The sequence below is a fragment of the Streptomyces sp. NBC_00433 genome (genome assembly GCA_036015235.1).
GTDB lineage: Bacteria > Actinomycetota > Actinomycetes > Streptomycetales > Streptomycetaceae > Actinacidiphila.
This window is the reverse complement of sequence record CP107926.1, coordinates 7,821,128-7,836,981: the sequence shown is the minus strand read 5'-3', so window position 1 is coordinate 7,836,981 and position 15,854 is coordinate 7,821,128. Positions and strand designations below refer to the sequence as shown.

The window sequence follows — 15,854 nt, the reverse complement described above, 5'->3', positions numbered from 1 at the left end:
GGGAGGAAACCATGGCTGACAAGGTGCCAAGTCCCATGTGGGCGGCCCTCAATCAGCTGAACAACGATGTGCAGCGCGAACTGTCGAATGTGGCAGGCGCGTTGAAGGACGCGGACACCAAGATGGCCGGCGGCAAGGGCGAGGTGTGGTGCGGGCCGACCGCGCGGACCTGGGCGAGCGACCTGTCCGGCGCGGCGGGCGACATCACCAGGCAGGCCAACGAGTTCGCCGCCTACGTCCGCCAGCAGCTGGCCGGCCAGGACAAGGAAGTCACCCAGAGCCAGGCCGACATGGAGCGCCGGCTGCTCGCGGGACGGATGGGCTAGGCCGGCGGGCGGCCGGAGACCGCGTAGAAGGCGACCGCCGCCGCCGCGCCCACGTTCAGCGAGTCGATGTCGTGCGACATCGGGATGCGGACCAGGGTGTCGGCGGCGGCGAGCGCCTTCGGGCTCAGGCCCGGTCCTTCCGCGCCCAGCAGCAGTGCCAGCCGCGGGATCTCGTGCGCGGCGAGGTCGGGCAGCGCGGTCGCCTCCGCCGCCGGGGTCAGCGCGAGCAGCCGGAAGCCGGCCTCCTTCACCGTCCCGTAGAGGTCGCGCGGCCAGGCGGCGAGCCGGGCGTAGGGCACGGAGAAGACCGCGCCCATCGAGACCTTCACCGAGCGGCGGTAGAGCGGGTCGGCGCAGTCCGGCGACAGCAGCACGGCGTCCATGCCGAGCGCGGCGGCGCTGCGGAAGATCGCCCCGATGTTGGTGTGGTCGTTGACCGCCTCCATGACCACCACCCGGCGGGCGCCGGCCAGCACGTCGGCCGCGTCCGGCAGCGTCCTGCGCTGCATCGCGGCGAGCGCGCCGCGGTGCACGTGGTAGCCGGTGACGCGCTCCGCCAGCTCGTCGCTGACCACGTAGACCGGCGCGGGCACCTCGTCGATCACGTCCCGCAGCGCGTCCGCCCACTTCTCGGTGAGCAGCATCGAGCGCATCGCGTAACCGGCCCGCAGCGCGCGCCTGACGACCTTCTGCCCCTCGGCGATGAAGAGGCCCTCCGCCGGTTCGCGGCGGCGGCGCAATTCCACGTCGGTGAGCGCGGTGTAGTCGTACAGCCGCGGGTCGTCCGGATCGGCGACCGCGACCGGCTCAGCCACGGCCGGCGCCCGACCGCCCGACGGTGACCACGTCGCCGATGACGATGACGGCCGGCGGGCGTACGCCCTCCTCGGCGACCGTACGCGCCACCGACGCCAGCGTGGCGTCCACCCGGCGCTGGGCGGCCATGGTGCCCTCCTGGACCACCGCGACCGGGGTCCCGGCCGGGCGCCCGCCCGCGATCAGCGTGTCCGCGATGGCGCCGATCCGCTCCACGGCCATCAGCAGCACGAGGGTGCCGCGCATCCTGGCCAGCGCGGACCAGTCGACCAGCGAGCGGGCGTCGTCGGGCGCGACATGCCCGCTGACCACGGTGAACTCATGGGCGACGCCCCGGTGCGTGACCGGGATGCCGGCCGCGCCCGGCACGCTGATGGAGCTGGAGATGCCCGGCACCACCGTCACCGCGATGCCCGCGGCCGCCAGCGCCTCCGCCTCCTCCATGCCGCGCCCGAAGACGTACGGGTCGCCGCCCTTGAGCCGCACGACGGCCTTGCCCGCCTTGGCGTGCTCGATCAGCGCGGCATTGATGGCCTCCTGGGCCATCGCCCGGCCGTAGGGGATCTTCGCCGCGTCGATCACCTCGACATGCGGCGGGAGTTCGCCCAGCAGGTCGCGCGGGCCGAGCCGGTCGGCGATCACCACGTCCGCCTCGGCCAGCAGGCGGCGCCCGCGCACCGTGATCAGGTCCGGGTCGCCGGGGCCGCCGCCGACCAGCGCGACGCCGGCGGTGCGCGCCCGGTGCTGCGGGGCCACCAGGCTGCCGTCCCGCAGCCCCTCGATGACCGCGTCCCGCACCGCGGCGGAGCGGCGCGGGTCGCGCCCGGTCAGGACGGCCACGGTCACGCCTTCGGTACGCCCGGTGGCCGGCGTCCACGCGGTCGCCGCGTCGGCGTCGTCGCTGCGGACGCACCACACGCGGCGCTCCTCAGCCTCCGCGGAGGCCGCGGTGTTCGCGGCCGGGTCGGTGGACGCGACCAGGGCGTACCAGGCCTCGGCCAGGTCGCCCGGACGGTACGCCCGGCGCTCCCACCGCAGCTCGCCGGCGTCCGCCATCGCCTCGACCGACGCGGTGGCCTGCGGCGCCACCACGACGATGTCCGCGCCGGCTGCGACCAGGGCGGGGAGGCGGCGCTGGGCGACCTGGCCGGCGCCGATCACCACGACGCGGCGGCCGCGCAGTCTCAGTCCGACCGGGTACGCCGGGGCCTCGTCCATCCGATCCATCCGGCTCGGCTCCCTTCCGCCGTTCACGATTCCCTCGACCCGATCTTACGTTCCACCGGGGTCACCCCCTTGTTCCCCGCCGCTCCCTGCGGGGTGCTGTCACGGACTCCACAGTTGCGCTGTGTGGGGGCGGTCTCGCAGTTCTCCCCCAGAGCTTCGCGTGGGGGTACCCCCACGCGCCCCAGGTGGTTGCCACTTGCGGTGGCGTTGCTTGCCTGCGGCCCGGTGGTGGGTTGCGCGCGCAGTTCCCCGCGCCCCTTTTGGCCTGCGTCCTCCTACGCCCACCGTTGGCGCCTGGAGGGTGAGCGTTTTTCAGGGGCGCGTGGGGGTACCCCCAGGCGAAGCTCTGGGGGAGAGCTGCGAGACAAGCCACCCACACAGCGCAACTGTGGGGTCCGGGCTAGGACTTTTCCGTGACGCCCGCCGCGTCGAACGTGGCGACCTCGTGCATGACGCGGGCGGCACTCTGGACCAGGGGAAGGGCAAGGAGCGCCCCCGTGCCTTCGCCGAGGCGGAGGTCGAGGTCGACCAGGGGGCGCAGGCCCAGCGTGGTGAGGGCCGCGACGTGGCCCGGCTCGGCGCTGCGGTGCCCGGCGATGCACGCGGCCAGCACCTCCGGTGCGATCGCGCGGGCCACGAGCGCCGCGGCACCCGCGCTGACCCCGTCGAGGATCACCGGCGTGCGGAGCGCGGCCGCGCCGAGCAGCAGCCCGACCATCGCGGCGTGTTCGAGGCCGCCGATCGCGGTGAGGACCGCGATCGGGTCGGCCGGGTCGGGCCGGTGCAGTTCGAGCGCGCGCCGGACGACCTCCACCTTGCGCGCGTGCATCTCGTCGTTGATGCCGGTGCCGCGGCCGGTGACCTCGGCGGGGTCGACCCCGGTGTAGACGGCGATCAGCGCGGCCGACGTCGTGGTGTTGGCGATGCCCATCTCACCGGTGAGCAGCGCCTTGTTGCCGGCGGCGACCAGGTCGCGGGCGGTCTCGATGCCGACCTCGATGGCGCGCAGCGCCTCCTCGCGGGTCATGGCGGGGCCCACCGTGAAGTCCGCGGTGCCGGCCCGTACCTTGCGCGGCAGCAGCCCCGGTGTGCCGGGCAGCTCCGAGGCGACGCCGACGTCGATGACGCAGACCTCCGCCCCGACCTGGTTGGCGAAGGCGTTGCAGACCGCGCCGCCGCCGAGGAAGTTGGCGACCATCTGCGCGGTGACCTCCTGCGGCCACGCGGTGACGCCCTGGGCGTGCACCCCGTGGTCGCCGGCGAAGATCGCCACGGCCGCGGGCTCGGGGATGGGCGGCGGGCACTGCCGGGACAGGCCGCTGAGCTGTGCGGAGATGATCTCCAGCATGCCCAGTGCCCCGGCCGGCTTGGTCATCCGCTTCTGCCGCTCCCACGCCTCGCCGAGCGCCTTGGCGTCCAGCGGGCGGATGCCGCGCAGCGTCTCCTCGAGCAGGTCGTGCGGCTCCTCGCCGGGCAGCGCGCGGTTGCCGTACTCCTCGTCGTGCACGACCCAGGACAGCGGGCGGCGCTGCGACCAGCCGGCCTGCATCAGCTCGGGTTCCTCGGGGAATTCGTCGACATACCCGACGCACAGGTAGGCGACGACCTCCAGGTGCTCGGGCAGGCCCAGCTCCGCGACCATCTGGCGCTCGTCGAAGAAGCTGACCCAGCCGACGCCGAGTCCTTCCGCGCGGGCGGCGAGCCACAGGTTCTCCACGGCCAGCGCCGACGAATACGGCGCCATCTGCGGCTGGGTGTGCCGCCCAAGGGTGTGCCGGCCGCCGCGGGTGGGGTCGGCGGTCACCACGATGTTCACGGGGGTGTCGAGGATCGCCTCGATCTTCAGCTCGCGGAACTGCCGGGCACGGCCCTTGGGCAGCGACTTCGCATACGCCTCGCGCTGGGCCATGGCCAGCTCGTGCATCTTCTCGCGGGTCTTCTCGGAGCGGATGACGACGAAGTCCCACGGCTGCGAGTGCCCGACGCTGGGCGCGGTGTGCGCCGCCTCCAGGACGCGCAGCAGCACGTCGTGCGGGATCGGGTCGGATCGGAAGCCGTTGCGGATGTCGCGGCGCTCCCGGATGACCCGGTGCACCGCGTCCCGCACGGCGGGTTCGTACGCCTCCGCGGGCTCCGACACCTCGGCCTCCGCGGCCCTGGCCTCGGCCCGCCGGGCGGCCCTGCGTCCCTTCGGGGCGGCGTCCGGTTCGGCCGCGGCCGCCGCCGGTTGGGCTTCGCCGGACACGGGGGCGGCGCCGTCCTCGGCCTGCGGCGGTGCCGCTGCCGCGTGCGCGCGCTTGACCGTACGGCCCTTGGGTACGACGAGGGCGTCCTCGTCGGCGGCGACCGGCCGGGGGCCGGGTACGTCGGCCTGGGGCTGTGCCGGGGCCTCCACCGGGGCGGGGGCTTCGGGCGCGGCCGGTGAACCGGCGTCCTTGGCGGAGGGGTTGCCCGCGGCAGCCACGAGCGAGGCGAGGTCGGCCGTGCCGGTCGCCGACACGAAGGCGTCGCCGCCCGTGGCGGGCGGGCCGCCGAAGGCCGGCTCCGAGGGCGGGGTGGCCAGGTCGAGGCCGATCGGCGGCGTCGGGGCGGCCGCCTGGAGGGCGCCGGACAGCGCGGCGGCAGGCCCGGAGAGCACCGGGCCGGCCGCGGTCGGCGGCGCCACGGGCTCGGCCGCCTGGTCGGGCTCCCCCGCGTCCGCCGCGGGGACGGGCGCGACGGGAGCGGGCGCGACGGTAACGGGCGCGACAGCGGGCTCGGCCACATAGGCAACCGGCGCGGGCTGGGGCGCGACCGGTTCGTCCGCGCTCGGCGTCGCCGGTACGGCCACCGGCCCGACCGGCTGCTCACCGGCGGCCGACGGCACCCCGGCGCCGAAGGCCGGAGCCGCATCCGTAGAAGCAGCCGCCGACGCGTCCCGCGCACCGGCGGCCACAGGCTCGGCCGCAGCGGGAGCCGGCGCACCGCCGACCGCGGAAACACCCTCACCCGGCGCACCGCCGGCCACCGGAGCGCCCTCGGTCGGCGCACCGCCGGCCGCAGGCGCCGGCTCGACAGACGGCTCGGCGACCGGCTCGGCCTCGACCGGAGCGGCCGCCGCCGGAGCCGCGACCTCCGCCGGGGGGAAGGCCAGGATCGGCTCGGGCGCCTGCTGGGACGGGATCACGCTGTCGGCGTGCGGGATCAGGGACTGCTGGGACGGGGTCCGGGCGGCGGGCCAGGCGGTGCCCGCGGCCGGGGTCGACGGGTCGGCGGGGTCGCCGGACTGCTGCGCCGGGATGCCGTGGGCGTCGTCCTGCGCGATGTCGAGGTATTCGGGGCCCGAGGTCGGCGGGCCGCCCTGGAGCCGGAGCGGGGGCGGGACGGGGGCGCCGCCCTGGGCGGGGCCGCGGTCGGCGAGGGAGCGTACGGAGACGCCGCCGCTGGGGGTGTCGTGGACCGGCGGGCCCAGGTGCAGCGGGCGGCGCGGGGCGGCGGGGGCCGCGGGAGCGGGTGACGGTGTGTCAACTCCCTGCGGGGTGCCGTAGTCCGCCACGGGGAGCGGCTGCGGCGGCACCGGCTGCGGGTCGCTCCAGGTGCCCTGCGGGCCCGGCATGAGCAGGACGTCGTCGTCGTCGTCGAGCCCGGCGCCGGGGGCGGCGGGCTGGTCGAGGTAGCTGTAGGCGGGAGCGCCGTGCTCGGCGGGCGGCTCCGCGCCCCAGCCGGGGGCGGCGGCCTGCGGTGCGCCGAGTGCGTCGGTGTGCGGCTGCGGAGCCGCGTCACCGAGCGCGTTCTCCGGCAGCCCCTCGCCGGGGATCTGACCGGTGTCCGTCATGCGTGCCCCTCGCCCATCGGTTTCGCTCCTTCCAGCCGCTGCACCGCGCACATCCCACCCCCCACCGACTCCAACGAGCGTGCGTGGGATGCGGTACGTCGGCCGCCGGGACGCCGGAGGTTTCGACGTCCCGTCAACGCGCGACGACGGCACAACGATCCGTCAGCCTACCCCCCGTGACGCCGCCGCCCGTGCCGAAGTCCGCACCTCGGGACGTATCTCACAGTTGCCGTGCCGACAGGGCTCCGACCGGCGCAAACGCCGCCGGGAGCGACCCGTCGATCATGAACAGGTCAGGGTCGGCTGCCGCACAGCACGAAGTCCGTGGAGCGGTCCCGCTCGTCCCATCCGGCGTCGAGGCCGACGGACTGGAGCAACATGCGTTCGACGGTGTAACCGCCTTCGGCCAGGGCCCTGTCGATGGCCTCGGCGGCGTCCCTGGTGGCCGCGGAGGCGACGATCCGCTCCGGGCGGCGGGCGGCGCAGGCGGCGACCACGGCGGGGTCGGCGCAGCCGATCCTGACCACGTCGGGCTCCGGGAGGTCTTCGAGCGCCTGGGGCGCGGTGCCGTGCACGACCTGGAGTTGGACGCCGCTGCGGCGGGCGGTGGCGCTGATCCAGTCGCAGGCGTCGGCGTCCCGGTCGACGGCGATGACGGCGGCACCGAAGCGGGCGGCCTCCACCGCGACGGCGCCGTCGGCGGCGCCGATGTCCCAGACCAGGTCGCCGGTTCTGGGTCCGAGCCTGGCGAGTTGGACGGCGCGGACGCCGGTGGGGACGTGGCCGCCGTATTCCGCGGCGGGAAGTGCCCAGCCCCTGACGGGTCCGGGGAAGCCGGGGTCGCGGCCGGCGATCCAGCCGCCGGCGCCGGGCTTGGCAGGGGGCGGGCCGGCGGACTGCAGCGGGGCGGCGCCCAGGGAGGCTATCCGCGGGAGGGCGGAGGTGTTGCCGCCGACGACGAGGACGACGTTGGGGTCGCGCCAGATGTGGTCGGCGACCTTGTCGGAGGTCAGGACGGTGATCTGCTCCTGCTCGGTGCCCAGGGCCTCGCAGATGACGAACGTGCGGTGCACCCCGGTGAGCAGCAGTGCGACTTCCGCGGGGCCGGCGCCCGGTGCGGTGAGCACCGCGACCTTGGGGTAGGAGCGGCAGACGTTCACCGCGCGGCGCAGGGTGCGGCTGGTGGCGACGACGACGCGGGCGTCGTCCCAGGGCATGCCGGCGCGGGCGAAGGCCCTGGCGACGGCGGAGACACCGGGGATGACCTCGATCTCCAGGCCGTGTTCGGGGTCGCGCAGGGCGCGGACCACTCCGAAGAAGCCCGGGTCGCCGTCGGCGAGCACGACGGCGGTGCCGCGGTGTCCGGCGATCCGGCGGGCGGCGATGTCGATGCTGCCGAGCACGATGTGCTCGGCCTGCGCGGGGACGTAGGGCAGGGCCAGGTGTTGGCGGGTGCCGGCCACGAGGGTGGCGGCGTCGAGCGCGGCACGGGCGGCTTCGGACGGGGGTGACCCGTCCCATCCGATCACGGTGACCCGGTCGGCCATCGTCGTCTGCCTCCATAGCCGTGGGTCGCTGGGGTGCCGGTGGGCCCTCTCGGCGGGGTCGGAGGGCGGGCCCGGGTGAGAACCCTAACCCGGCAGCGTGTGCGACGGTGCGCCGAGTGCGGTACGTGTGTACGGACGCGGACGCGGGCGCGGGCGGCGGCGGACGCGGGTCAGCGGCGGTGGGCGGCGGTGCTGTAGCCGGCGTGGCCGTGGTAGGCGTCGTAGGCGGAGTCGTATCCGGGGTCGTATCCGTCACCGGTGGCGCGGCCCGCGAATTCGCCTGTGTCGTCGGCGTCGTCGAGGTCCTCGGGGAGCAGGCTCCACACCAGCAGGTCGGTACGGGTCTCGACCCAGCGGCCGTGCGGGTCGTCGTCGGGGCGGCTGCGGATGATGCCGGCATTGCGCAGGACGCCCTCGCTGATGCAGCCGATCTTCTGCGCGACCTGCTGCGAGGCGGTGTTGTCCGCCGCGGTGCGCAGCTCGACCCGCTCGAAGCCCTGGCCGGCGAACAGCCAGCGGACGAGTGCGAGCACCGACTCGCCGGCATATCCCTCGCCGCGGGCCCAGGACGCGGTCAGGTAGCCGATCTCGGTGCCGCGGACGCGCCAGTCGGTGTTCTGCAGTTGAACGGTGCCGACCAGCCGCTGGGTGAGCATCTCGGTGACGGCGAGCACCAGGCCGCGGCCGCTGCGCCGCTCCGCGAGGCCGCCGGTGGTGACGAACGCGCGGGCGGCCTCCTCTGTGTACGGCCACGGCACACCGGTCCACGCGGTCACCAGGTCGTCGTTCATCATCTCCACGAGCTCGGGGATGTCGGCCTCGTCGTACGGGCGCAGCACCAGCCGCTCCGTACTGAGTGAGATGTCCGGAAAGGTGGAGGTCATCAACTGCTCCGTAACCAGGGCATGGGTGGATTGCACAGCATGCAGCATCGGGCGCGGCACCCGCCGGGCAGGGTCGCCGCGAGGCGGCCGGCGGCGGGCGGAGCGGCGAACGCCCTTCCAGGGTAGGGCGGATGCCGGTCAGGGCGGGTATCCGTGGACGCCATCCGATCCTGCTACCGTCAGCCCGCGTGACGGTGCACCACGCAGCAGGAGTCGGTTATCAAAGGGCCGCGGGGGCCTATGAGCGCTCCCGGCCCTCCTATCCGCTCGCCGCGCTCGCCGCGCTCGCCGACGCGCTGCCGCTGGAGGCGGGCCGTACGGTGGTCGATCTCGGCGCGGGGACCGGCAAGTTCACCCGTCTGCTGGCGCTGACCGGCGCCGAGGTGCTCGCGGTGGAGCCGGTCAAGGAGATGCGCGAGACGCTGGCCGAGCTGCTGCCCGGCGTGTCGGTGACCGCGGGCGCCGCGGAGGCGACCGGGCTGCCCGACGGTTGCGCGGACGCGGTGGTGGCCGCGCAGTCCTGGCACTGGTTCGAGGAGCGGGCGGCGCTGGCCGAGGTGGAGCGGCTGCTGCGGCCGGCCGGGGCGCTGGCGCTGGTGTGGAACACCTACGACACGTCGGTGCCGTGGGTGCGGGACTTCCAGGACATCTACTTCCGGCTGGCGCCGAGCGATCTGCCCAGTCCGCCGCTGACGTCGGCGCTGGGCGACGGGGGGCCTGGCGGCGGCTGGCGCAAGGCGTTCGAGGCGCGGGTGGCGGGCTGGGGCGAGATGTCGGAGCAGCACTGGCCGAACCCGTACATGACGACGGTGGCCGACGTGGTGGAGCGGATGATGTCGTCCAGCCATATCGCGGTGCTGGACGCCGGCGCCCAGGCACGGGTGCGTGCGGAGGTGGAGGCGGTGCTCGGGGCGCATGACGCGACCCGGGCCGGCGGGGCCATCGAGATGCCGTACACCACGGACGTCTACTGGGTGCGGCGCGACTGAGCGCCGGCGTCACCTCACCCTGTCGCGGGCTCCTCGGCGGGTGCGGCGATGTCGACCTGGATGCCCTGCTCGCGCAGGAAGCCGATCGGCACCACGTTGTCCTCGAAGCGGCCGGGCAGTTCGATCCGCATCCGGCCGATCTGCCGGCCGTCGCGGGTCTCCATGGCGGCGCCCAGGATGGACACGTCCACGTTGTAGGTGCGGGCCAGATGGGAGATCACCGGCCGGGTCGCGCTCTCGCCGTGGAAGGTGAGGTCGACGACGGTGCTGTCGGTGCCGGAGGCCGGGCCGCCGACGGGGAAGACCTCGTCGGCCGGTTCCGGGCCGGGGGTGGCGAGCAGTTCCGCCACGGTGCCGGTTTCCACCAGACGTCCGCCTTTCATGAGTGCCGCCGAGTCGCGGACCGCCTTGACGGCGTCGGTCTCGTGCGTGGGGAGCAGTACGGTCGGGCCGAGCCGCCGGCTGGGGTCGCGCAGCGGTGCCGGGCGGTCTCCGGATCGAGTGCCGGGGCGGCCTCGTCGGAGGGCAGCGCCCTGGGCTCGGCAGTGGTGACGCGGGGCGCGGCGGTCGGGGACGACGCGCCGCTCAGGGCCTCAGGTCAGGCACACATTCGACACATGCGGCGAACACCGGGCGCGGTCGCCTCGGTCGCAAGGATGCGGTGGTTCGTCGTGGTCATGGTTCCCAGTAAACCAGACATCCCGGCCGATCCCGAAATCCGGTCGGATTGTTCATTATGCGGACACAGTGTCGACATGGTGACGTGACAAGGCCCTGGAGGGCCGTGGGCGGGGGTGGGAGGAAGTCGCCCGGAGGGTCCGTAATAAAGTCGGCGCATGCTCGACGCGGTCACCCTCACGGTCACGGTCACAGCGCTGCTGCTCGCGGCGTGGTGCGGCTTTGCCGCGTACCGCGACGAGCCGACCAACGACTGGCACTTCATCGGCATGGCGGTGGTGACGCTCGCCGCGCTGGTCCAGCTGGTGGTGGCGCTGGTGCAGCTCGGGCAGGGCGACCGCCCCGACCACGGGGTGGCCGTCTTCGTCGGCTACCAGATCGGCGCGGCCTGCACCGTCCCGGCGGCGGCCGTCATGTCGCTGGCCGAGCGCAGCCGCTGGGGATCGGCGATCGTGGCGGCCGGCGGTGTCATCCTGGCCGTGCTCGAACTGCGGCTGCACGAGATCTGGGGAGCCGGACATGGCTGAGGACAGCACCGCGGACGGCACGGAGGACACGGCGATGGCACAGCGGCGGACACCGGACGCGGCGGCGGACACCGCCGCGGATCCCGGCGGCACCCGGCTCGGGCAGGGACCCGGGCGGCTGCTGCTGTGGTTCTACGGCGTCTTCACGGTGGCCGCGCTGTCCCGCTCGATCGTGCAGATCAGCACCAAGTTCTCCGACGCGCCGCTGGCCTACCTGCTGTCGCTCGCGGCCGGCGTCGTCTACGCGGTGATCACCGTCGCCCTGTGGCGGGGCGGCGACCAGGCCCGCAAGGTCGCGCTGGTGTCGTGCTCCGCGGAACTGCTCGGGGTGATCGCGGTCGGCGTCCTGACGCTGGCGGACTCCTCGGCCTTCCCCGACGCGACCGTCTGGTCGGACTTCGGCGTCGGCTATGTCTTCCTGCCGCTGATCCTGCCGGTCATGGGCCTGTTGTGGCTGCGCAAGGCCGGACGGCCGGGGCGCGGCACCCCGGAAGGTGCCGCGCCCCGGCCGTGACGGTCGACGCGGTCCGCCCGGCCGGTGGCGCTCAGGCGGTGACGCTCACGCGGTGGCGGCGTAATGCTCCGGTTCCGCGGACTTCTCCATGGTGACCAGGCTCAGCCTGCGGCTGACCGGCTCGGCGACACCGACCTGCTGGTAGCCGAGCTTGCGGTACATCCGCAGGTTGACCTCGCTGCGGTGGCCGGTGAACAGCCGGTAGCGCTTGGCCTCCGCCTCGGCCGCGAGCCGGACCTCGACGGCGCGCAGCAGCCGCCCGCCGAGGCCGTGCCGCTGCAGGCGCGGATGCACGATCAGTTTGCCGATCCTGGCGGTGCCGTCGTCGTCGACGGCGCCGCGCACGGAACCCACGACCTCCTCGCCGAGGCGTGCCACCAGCACGTACCCCTCGGACAGTTCGGCGCGCAGATTCTCCAGGGTCTGGGTCAGCGGTTCGATGCTGTAGTCGCCGTACAGCTCGGCTTCACTCTGGTAGCAGAGGTACTGAAGTTTCAGGATCTTCTCGGCGTCGCTCGACTCCGCCGTAGAGATGGTCACGCTCATGCCCATGCGCGCAGGCCTCCCCTTCGAATCCGTCCGGGCAGCTTGAGGGTGAGGTGTGCGCCCGGGACGTGTGCCTGACCGGAGTTGGTGCGGGTGTACGCCGCCTCCGTGGCGCCGATGATCGCACATAGATTCCGGTGGGGTCCCGCCTGAGCGATACCCGTGTCAGACCCGTCCAGGCGTGCCGAAGCTGCCCACTGCCTCTGACTGTTTACCGTGCATTACCCCGTCCCACCGGGGATCCAACCCTCGAATTCAAGATGGATCGAAGACAGCCGAGGCAGCGCGAGCGCAGCGGGCCCACACTTCCTTGTGAGATTCCCAACTCCCGGGAGATTTCCCGGTATGTGGGGTCAGACCCGGACATCAGTGCGCGGACCAGTTCCGGGCAGCGCCCCGGGAGCGTGCGGACCGCGGCCAGGACGGCGTGCCGGGCGTCCGCCGCGACGACCCGGTCCTCGACATCGCCGGCCGGGTGCGGCAGCCGCGGCGGCGGTCCGGCGTCCTGGTCGGCGTACGGCCCTTCGCAATGCCGCCGCACGTCTGCGCCCAGCGCCTCGGCGCGCACCGCGGCCCGCGTCCAGCCGACCGGGTCGGCGGGCGGCCCGTCGCGCTCCAGCAGCCGCAGCCACACGGCCTGTTCGAGGTCGGCGGCCTCCAGTCCGGTGCCGGGCAGCGCGTAGGCGGCGGCCTCGGCGGCCAGCAGGGCGGCGTAACCGGCGGGCAGGGCGGCGGAGTCCAGGGACAGGGGCATGCCCTGTGCATATCCGCCCGCACGTGCCGGCCGCGCCGGGCGGTCGCCCGGCGCGGCCGTTTTCACCTCATGGAGTGCACGCCGCCGTGCGGTTCACGAGGCCCAGTGGTCCTCGCGGGCCAGCACCGCGGTGTCGGCGTTGTCCGTGAACAGGCCGTCGATGCCGGTGGCGAACCAGGTCCTGAACGCGGCCAGCGGGTCGCCGTACGCGTTCGGGTCGGTGCCGACCTGGAAGTCGGCCGGCAGGAACTGGTTCTCGTTGCGCGCGGTGAAGGGGTGCAGGACCAGGCCGGCCCGGTGCGCGTCCCTGACCACGGCGGTGGGCTGGAGCAGCCTGCCCGACGCGTCACGCGGGATGATCACATCGGTGGTCGGGCCGATGCCCTGCGCGAAGCCGGCGATCCAGCGCAGCCCCGCGGGTGTGACCAGGTCGGCCACCGTCCGCTTGTCGCCGGACACGACGAAGTCCCAGGGCCGCGTGGTCAGTCCGTTGAGCAGGAAGACCTTGGCGGCGTCCACGCCGAGCCTGCCGAGCCGCTGGAGGCTCTGCGCCTCGAAGGACTGGAGGAACTGCGGGGCGTCGGCACGGTGCCTGCCGTAGGGCTTGAGCAGCGCCACCAGCCGCTCCTCCAGCGGCAGGCCGATGCCGCGGAAGTAGGTGGGGTGCTTGGTCTCGGTGTGCAGCCAGACCGGCTTGCCGCGCCTACGGCCCTCCTTCTCGGCCCATTCGAGGACCTCGGCGAAGGTGGGGACGTCCCAGCGGCCGTTGTAGACCGCGTTGTGCGGCCGGACGGCGGGCAGCCGTTCGACGGCCCGCAGCCGCTTGAGCTCGGCGAGGGTGAAGTCCTCGGTGAACCAGCCGGTGGTGGCGGTGCCGTCGATGGTCTTGGTGGTCCTGCGGCCGGCGAACTCGGGGTGGTCGGCGACGTCGGTGGTGCCGCCGATCTCCGGCTCGTGGCGGCACACCAGGTGGCCGTCCCTGGTGGGCACGACGTCCTGCTCGACGACGTCCGCGCCGATCGCCAGCCCGTACTCGTACGATCCGAAGGTGTGCTCGGGGCGGTAGCCCGCGCTGCCGCGGTGGCCGACGATGGTCGGCACCGGCAGCTTCGGGGCGCCGCCGTGTCCGCTGCCCGCGCTGCCCGGGGAGTGGGCCTGCGCCGCGCCCGCGGCGCCGATCACCGCGCCGCCCGCGCCGAGAGCCGCCGCGGACAGCAAGGTGCGCCGGCCGGGGCCGGTCGTCTGCTGGTCATCCGTCATGCCCGCATCGTGCCGCGAGGAGCTTGCGTACGCCCGACACCGGCCGGAACACATCCGTAACTCGTGTCAACACTGGGTGCCGTCCGCGTGAAGGAGACGTGCGGAGGCGCCCCCGGGGTACCTCCCAGGCAGGCGAAGCTCTGGGGGAAGAAGTATCGTCCTCGTGTACGTACGGACCGGTAGGTCCGGCCGCCCCACCGCGTGAACCGGAGGAATGCGTTGTCCCGCAGCGTGCTCAAGGCGATTCTCGGACTGCTGATGCGGGTCCTGTACCGCCCCCGGGTCGAGGGCGTGGCGAACATCCCGGGCGACGGGCCGGTGATCGTGGCGGGCAACCACGTCACCTTCGTCGACTCGCTGTTCCTGTCCCTGGTGGTGGAGCGGCAGGTCTACTTCATCGGCAAGGACGAGTACGTCACGGGCAAGGGCGTCAAGGGCCGGCTGATGGCCTGGTTCTTCACCACCTGCGGCATGATCCCGGTGGACCGGGACGGCGGGCACGGGGGCGTGGCCGCGCTGATGACGGGCCGCCGGATCCTGGAGGCGGGCCGGATCTTCGGCATCTACCCCGAGGGCACCCGCTCCCCCGACGGCCGCCTCTACCGCGGCCGTACGGGTGTCGCCCGGCTGGCCCTGATGACGGGCGCCCCCGTGGTGCCGTTCGCGATGGTCGGCACCGACAAGGTGCAGCCCGGCGGGTCCGGCATGCTGCGGATCGCCCCGGTCACCATCCGCTTCGGCCGCCCGCTGGAATTCGCCCGCTACGAGGGCATGGACCGCGACCGCTACGTGCTGCGGGCTGTCACCGACGAGGTGATGAGCGAGGTCATGCGGCTCGGCGGCCAGGAGTACGTGGACATCTACGCCACCAAGGCCAAGGCCGCCTGACGCCGCTTCCCGCACCGGCGCACGGCCGCCCGCGGAACCGCGGGCGGCCTCCCGGCGTCGTCCGTTGCACGGGGACGAGACCTGGTGTCAGGGGGCCTGCGGTGCGCGGTGGCTTACGGTACGGGACGGTCGCGGCGGCCCTGGCGGCCGTCGCCGCGCTGCTGGCGGGCTGCACCTCGGGTGGCGGCACGCCGTCGCGCGGGCACACGACCGCCGCCCTGCCCCCGCTCCCGTCGGCCTCCGCGAAGCCGCAGGACGACACGCGGTGCGGCGCCACCCCGGACAGCTACCGCCCGGCCGGGGCGCTGCCGCAACCGGGGCGGATGCCGGCGAAGTCGACGATGGCGGCGATCGTGGCCCGCGGCCGGCTGATCGCAGGGGTGGACCAGAACTCGTATCTGTTCGGCTACCGCAACCCGCTGACCGGGCAGCTCGACGGCTACGAGATCGAGCTGCTGAAGCGGATCTCGACCGCGCTGTTCGGCAGCCCCGACCACATCCAGTTCCGCACCATCACCTCCGCCCAGCGCATCCCGGTGCTGCTGCAGAAGGACCCGGTCGACATCGTCATCGACTCGATGACGGTGAACTGCCTGCGGTGGAAGAGCGTCGCCTTCTCCAGCGACTACATGGACGCCGGCCAGCGGGTGCTGGTGCCGAAGAAGTCGACCGCGAGGTCCATCGACGACCTGGCGGGCAAGAAGGTGTGCGCGGCGTCCGGCACGACCTCCATCGACACCCTCGAAGGGCTCAAGGACCACCCGGTGGTCGCGGTGGGCGTCAAGGACTGGACGGACTGCCTGATGCTCATGCAGTTGGGCCAGGTGGACGCGGTCTCCACCGACGACACCATCCTGATCGGCCTGCAGCGGCAGGACCCGAACACCAAGCTGATCGGCCCGCGCTTCACCGCCGAGCCGCACGGCATCGCCATGCAGCCGCGGCAGATCGACTTCGTGCGGTTCGTCAACGCCGTCCTGGAGCAAATGCGGCAGGACGGCTCGCTCAAGCGGCTGGCGCAGACATGGCTGGGAGACGGCGCCACCTTCGGGCCGCCTCCCGCCGTCTACCGGGACTGAGTCCC

General features: G+C 73.8%; 14 protein-coding genes and 1 pseudogene. 6 read left to right on the top strand and 9 right to left on the bottom strand.

From position 1 onward, the window contains the following. The first annotated feature begins 11 nt into the window (after positions 1–11). A complete protein-coding gene (locus tag OG900_33885; protein ID WUH94653.1) occupies positions 12–326 on the top strand; it encodes a hypothetical protein in 315 nt (104 codons plus the stop codon). Here OG900_33885 and OG900_33880 read toward each other — a convergent pair. The 5 genes from OG900_33880 to OG900_33860 form a co-directional block, all read right to left on the bottom strand. Then, complete coding sequence (locus OG900_33880; GenBank protein WUH94652.1) at positions 323–1,141, bottom strand: RNA methyltransferase; 819 nt, start codon at positions 1,139–1,141, stop codon at positions 323–325. The two genes, OG900_33885 and OG900_33880, sit on opposite strands and share 4 nt — an antisense overlap. Further along, on the bottom strand, positions 1,134–2,360 hold the full coding sequence (gene cobA / locus OG900_33875) for a uroporphyrinogen-III C-methyltransferase (protein ID WUH96016.1): 1,227 nt from the start codon (positions 2,358–2,360) through the stop codon (positions 1,134–1,136). The genes OG900_33880 and cobA overlap by 8 nt, the downstream gene beginning before the upstream one ends. A 409-nt stretch (positions 2,361–2,769) precedes the next feature. Beyond that, positions 2,770–6,183 carry a nicotinate-nucleotide--dimethylbenzimidazole phosphoribosyltransferase gene (cobT, locus tag OG900_33870; GenBank protein WUH94651.1) on the bottom strand — a complete coding sequence of 1,138 codons (3,414 nt, stop codon included), beginning with the start codon at positions 6,181–6,183 and terminating at the stop codon, positions 2,770–2,772. A gap of 293 nt (positions 6,184–6,476) precedes the next feature. Beyond that, entirely contained in the window at positions 6,477–7,730 is a 1,254-nt protein-coding gene (gene cbiE, locus OG900_33865) for a precorrin-6y C5,15-methyltransferase (decarboxylating) subunit CbiE (GenBank protein ID WUH94650.1), read from the bottom strand. 170 nt (positions 7,731–7,900) lie between these two features. Beyond that, complete coding sequence (locus OG900_33860; GenBank protein ID WUH94649.1) at positions 7,901–8,614, bottom strand: GNAT family N-acetyltransferase; 714 nt, start codon at positions 8,612–8,614, stop codon at positions 7,901–7,903. A 188-nt stretch (positions 8,615–8,802) separates the two neighbouring features. Here OG900_33860 and OG900_33855 point away from each other — a divergent pair, with 188 nt between their 5' ends. Next, a complete protein-coding gene (locus OG900_33855) occupies positions 8,803–9,603 on the top strand; it encodes a class I SAM-dependent methyltransferase (GenBank protein WUH94648.1) in 801 nt (266 codons plus the stop codon). 14 nt (positions 9,604–9,617) lie between these two features. Here the strand turns inward: OG900_33855 and OG900_33850 are convergent. Next, positions 9,618–10,144, bottom strand: a pseudogene (locus OG900_33850) (methionine ABC transporter ATP-binding protein). Between the two features lie 295 nt (positions 10,145–10,439). Here OG900_33850 and OG900_33845 point away from each other — a divergent pair. Both OG900_33845 and OG900_33840 read left to right on the top strand, forming a co-directional pair. After that, the gene (locus tag OG900_33845; protein WUH94647.1) at positions 10,440–10,808 is read left to right on the top strand and encodes a hypothetical protein; all 369 of its coding nucleotides are present in this window, start codon (positions 10,440–10,442) and stop codon (positions 10,806–10,808) included. Next, positions 10,801–11,322, top strand: a complete 522-nt coding sequence (locus OG900_33840) for a hypothetical protein (GenBank protein ID WUH94646.1) — start codon at positions 10,801–10,803, stop codon at positions 11,320–11,322. The genes OG900_33845 and OG900_33840 overlap by 8 nt, the downstream gene beginning before the upstream one ends. A 45-nt stretch (positions 11,323–11,367) precedes the next feature. Here OG900_33840 and OG900_33835 read toward each other — a convergent pair whose 3' ends face one another. From OG900_33835 to OG900_33825, 3 genes are all read right to left on the bottom strand, one after another. Then, the gene (locus OG900_33835) at positions 11,368–11,874 is read right to left on the bottom strand and encodes a GNAT family N-acetyltransferase (protein WUH94645.1); all 507 of its coding nucleotides are present in this window, start codon (positions 11,872–11,874) and stop codon (positions 11,368–11,370) included. Between the two features lie 205 nt (positions 11,875–12,079). After that, positions 12,080–12,622 carry a sigma-70 family RNA polymerase sigma factor gene (locus tag OG900_33830; protein ID WUH94644.1) on the bottom strand — a complete coding sequence of 181 codons (543 nt, stop codon included), beginning with the start codon at positions 12,620–12,622 and terminating at the stop codon, positions 12,080–12,082. A 93-nt stretch (positions 12,623–12,715) separates the two neighbouring features. Then, positions 12,716–13,882, bottom strand: coding sequence for a glycerophosphodiester phosphodiesterase (locus OG900_33825; GenBank protein WUH94643.1), 1,167 nt, complete (start codon positions 13,880–13,882; stop codon positions 12,716–12,718). A gap of 219 nt (positions 13,883–14,101) precedes the next feature. On the opposite strand from OG900_33825, the gene OG900_33820 reads away from it, so the two are divergent. Together OG900_33820 and OG900_33815 are read left to right on the top strand one after the other, a co-directional pair. Further along, entirely contained in the window at positions 14,102–14,770 is a 669-nt protein-coding gene (locus OG900_33820) for a 1-acyl-sn-glycerol-3-phosphate acyltransferase (protein WUH94642.1), read from the top strand. Between the two features lie 101 nt (positions 14,771–14,871). After that, complete coding sequence (locus tag OG900_33815; GenBank protein ID WUH94641.1) at positions 14,872–15,849, top strand: glutamate ABC transporter substrate-binding protein; 978 nt, start codon at positions 14,872–14,874, stop codon at positions 15,847–15,849. The last annotated feature ends 5 nt before the right edge of the window (positions 15,850–15,854 follow it).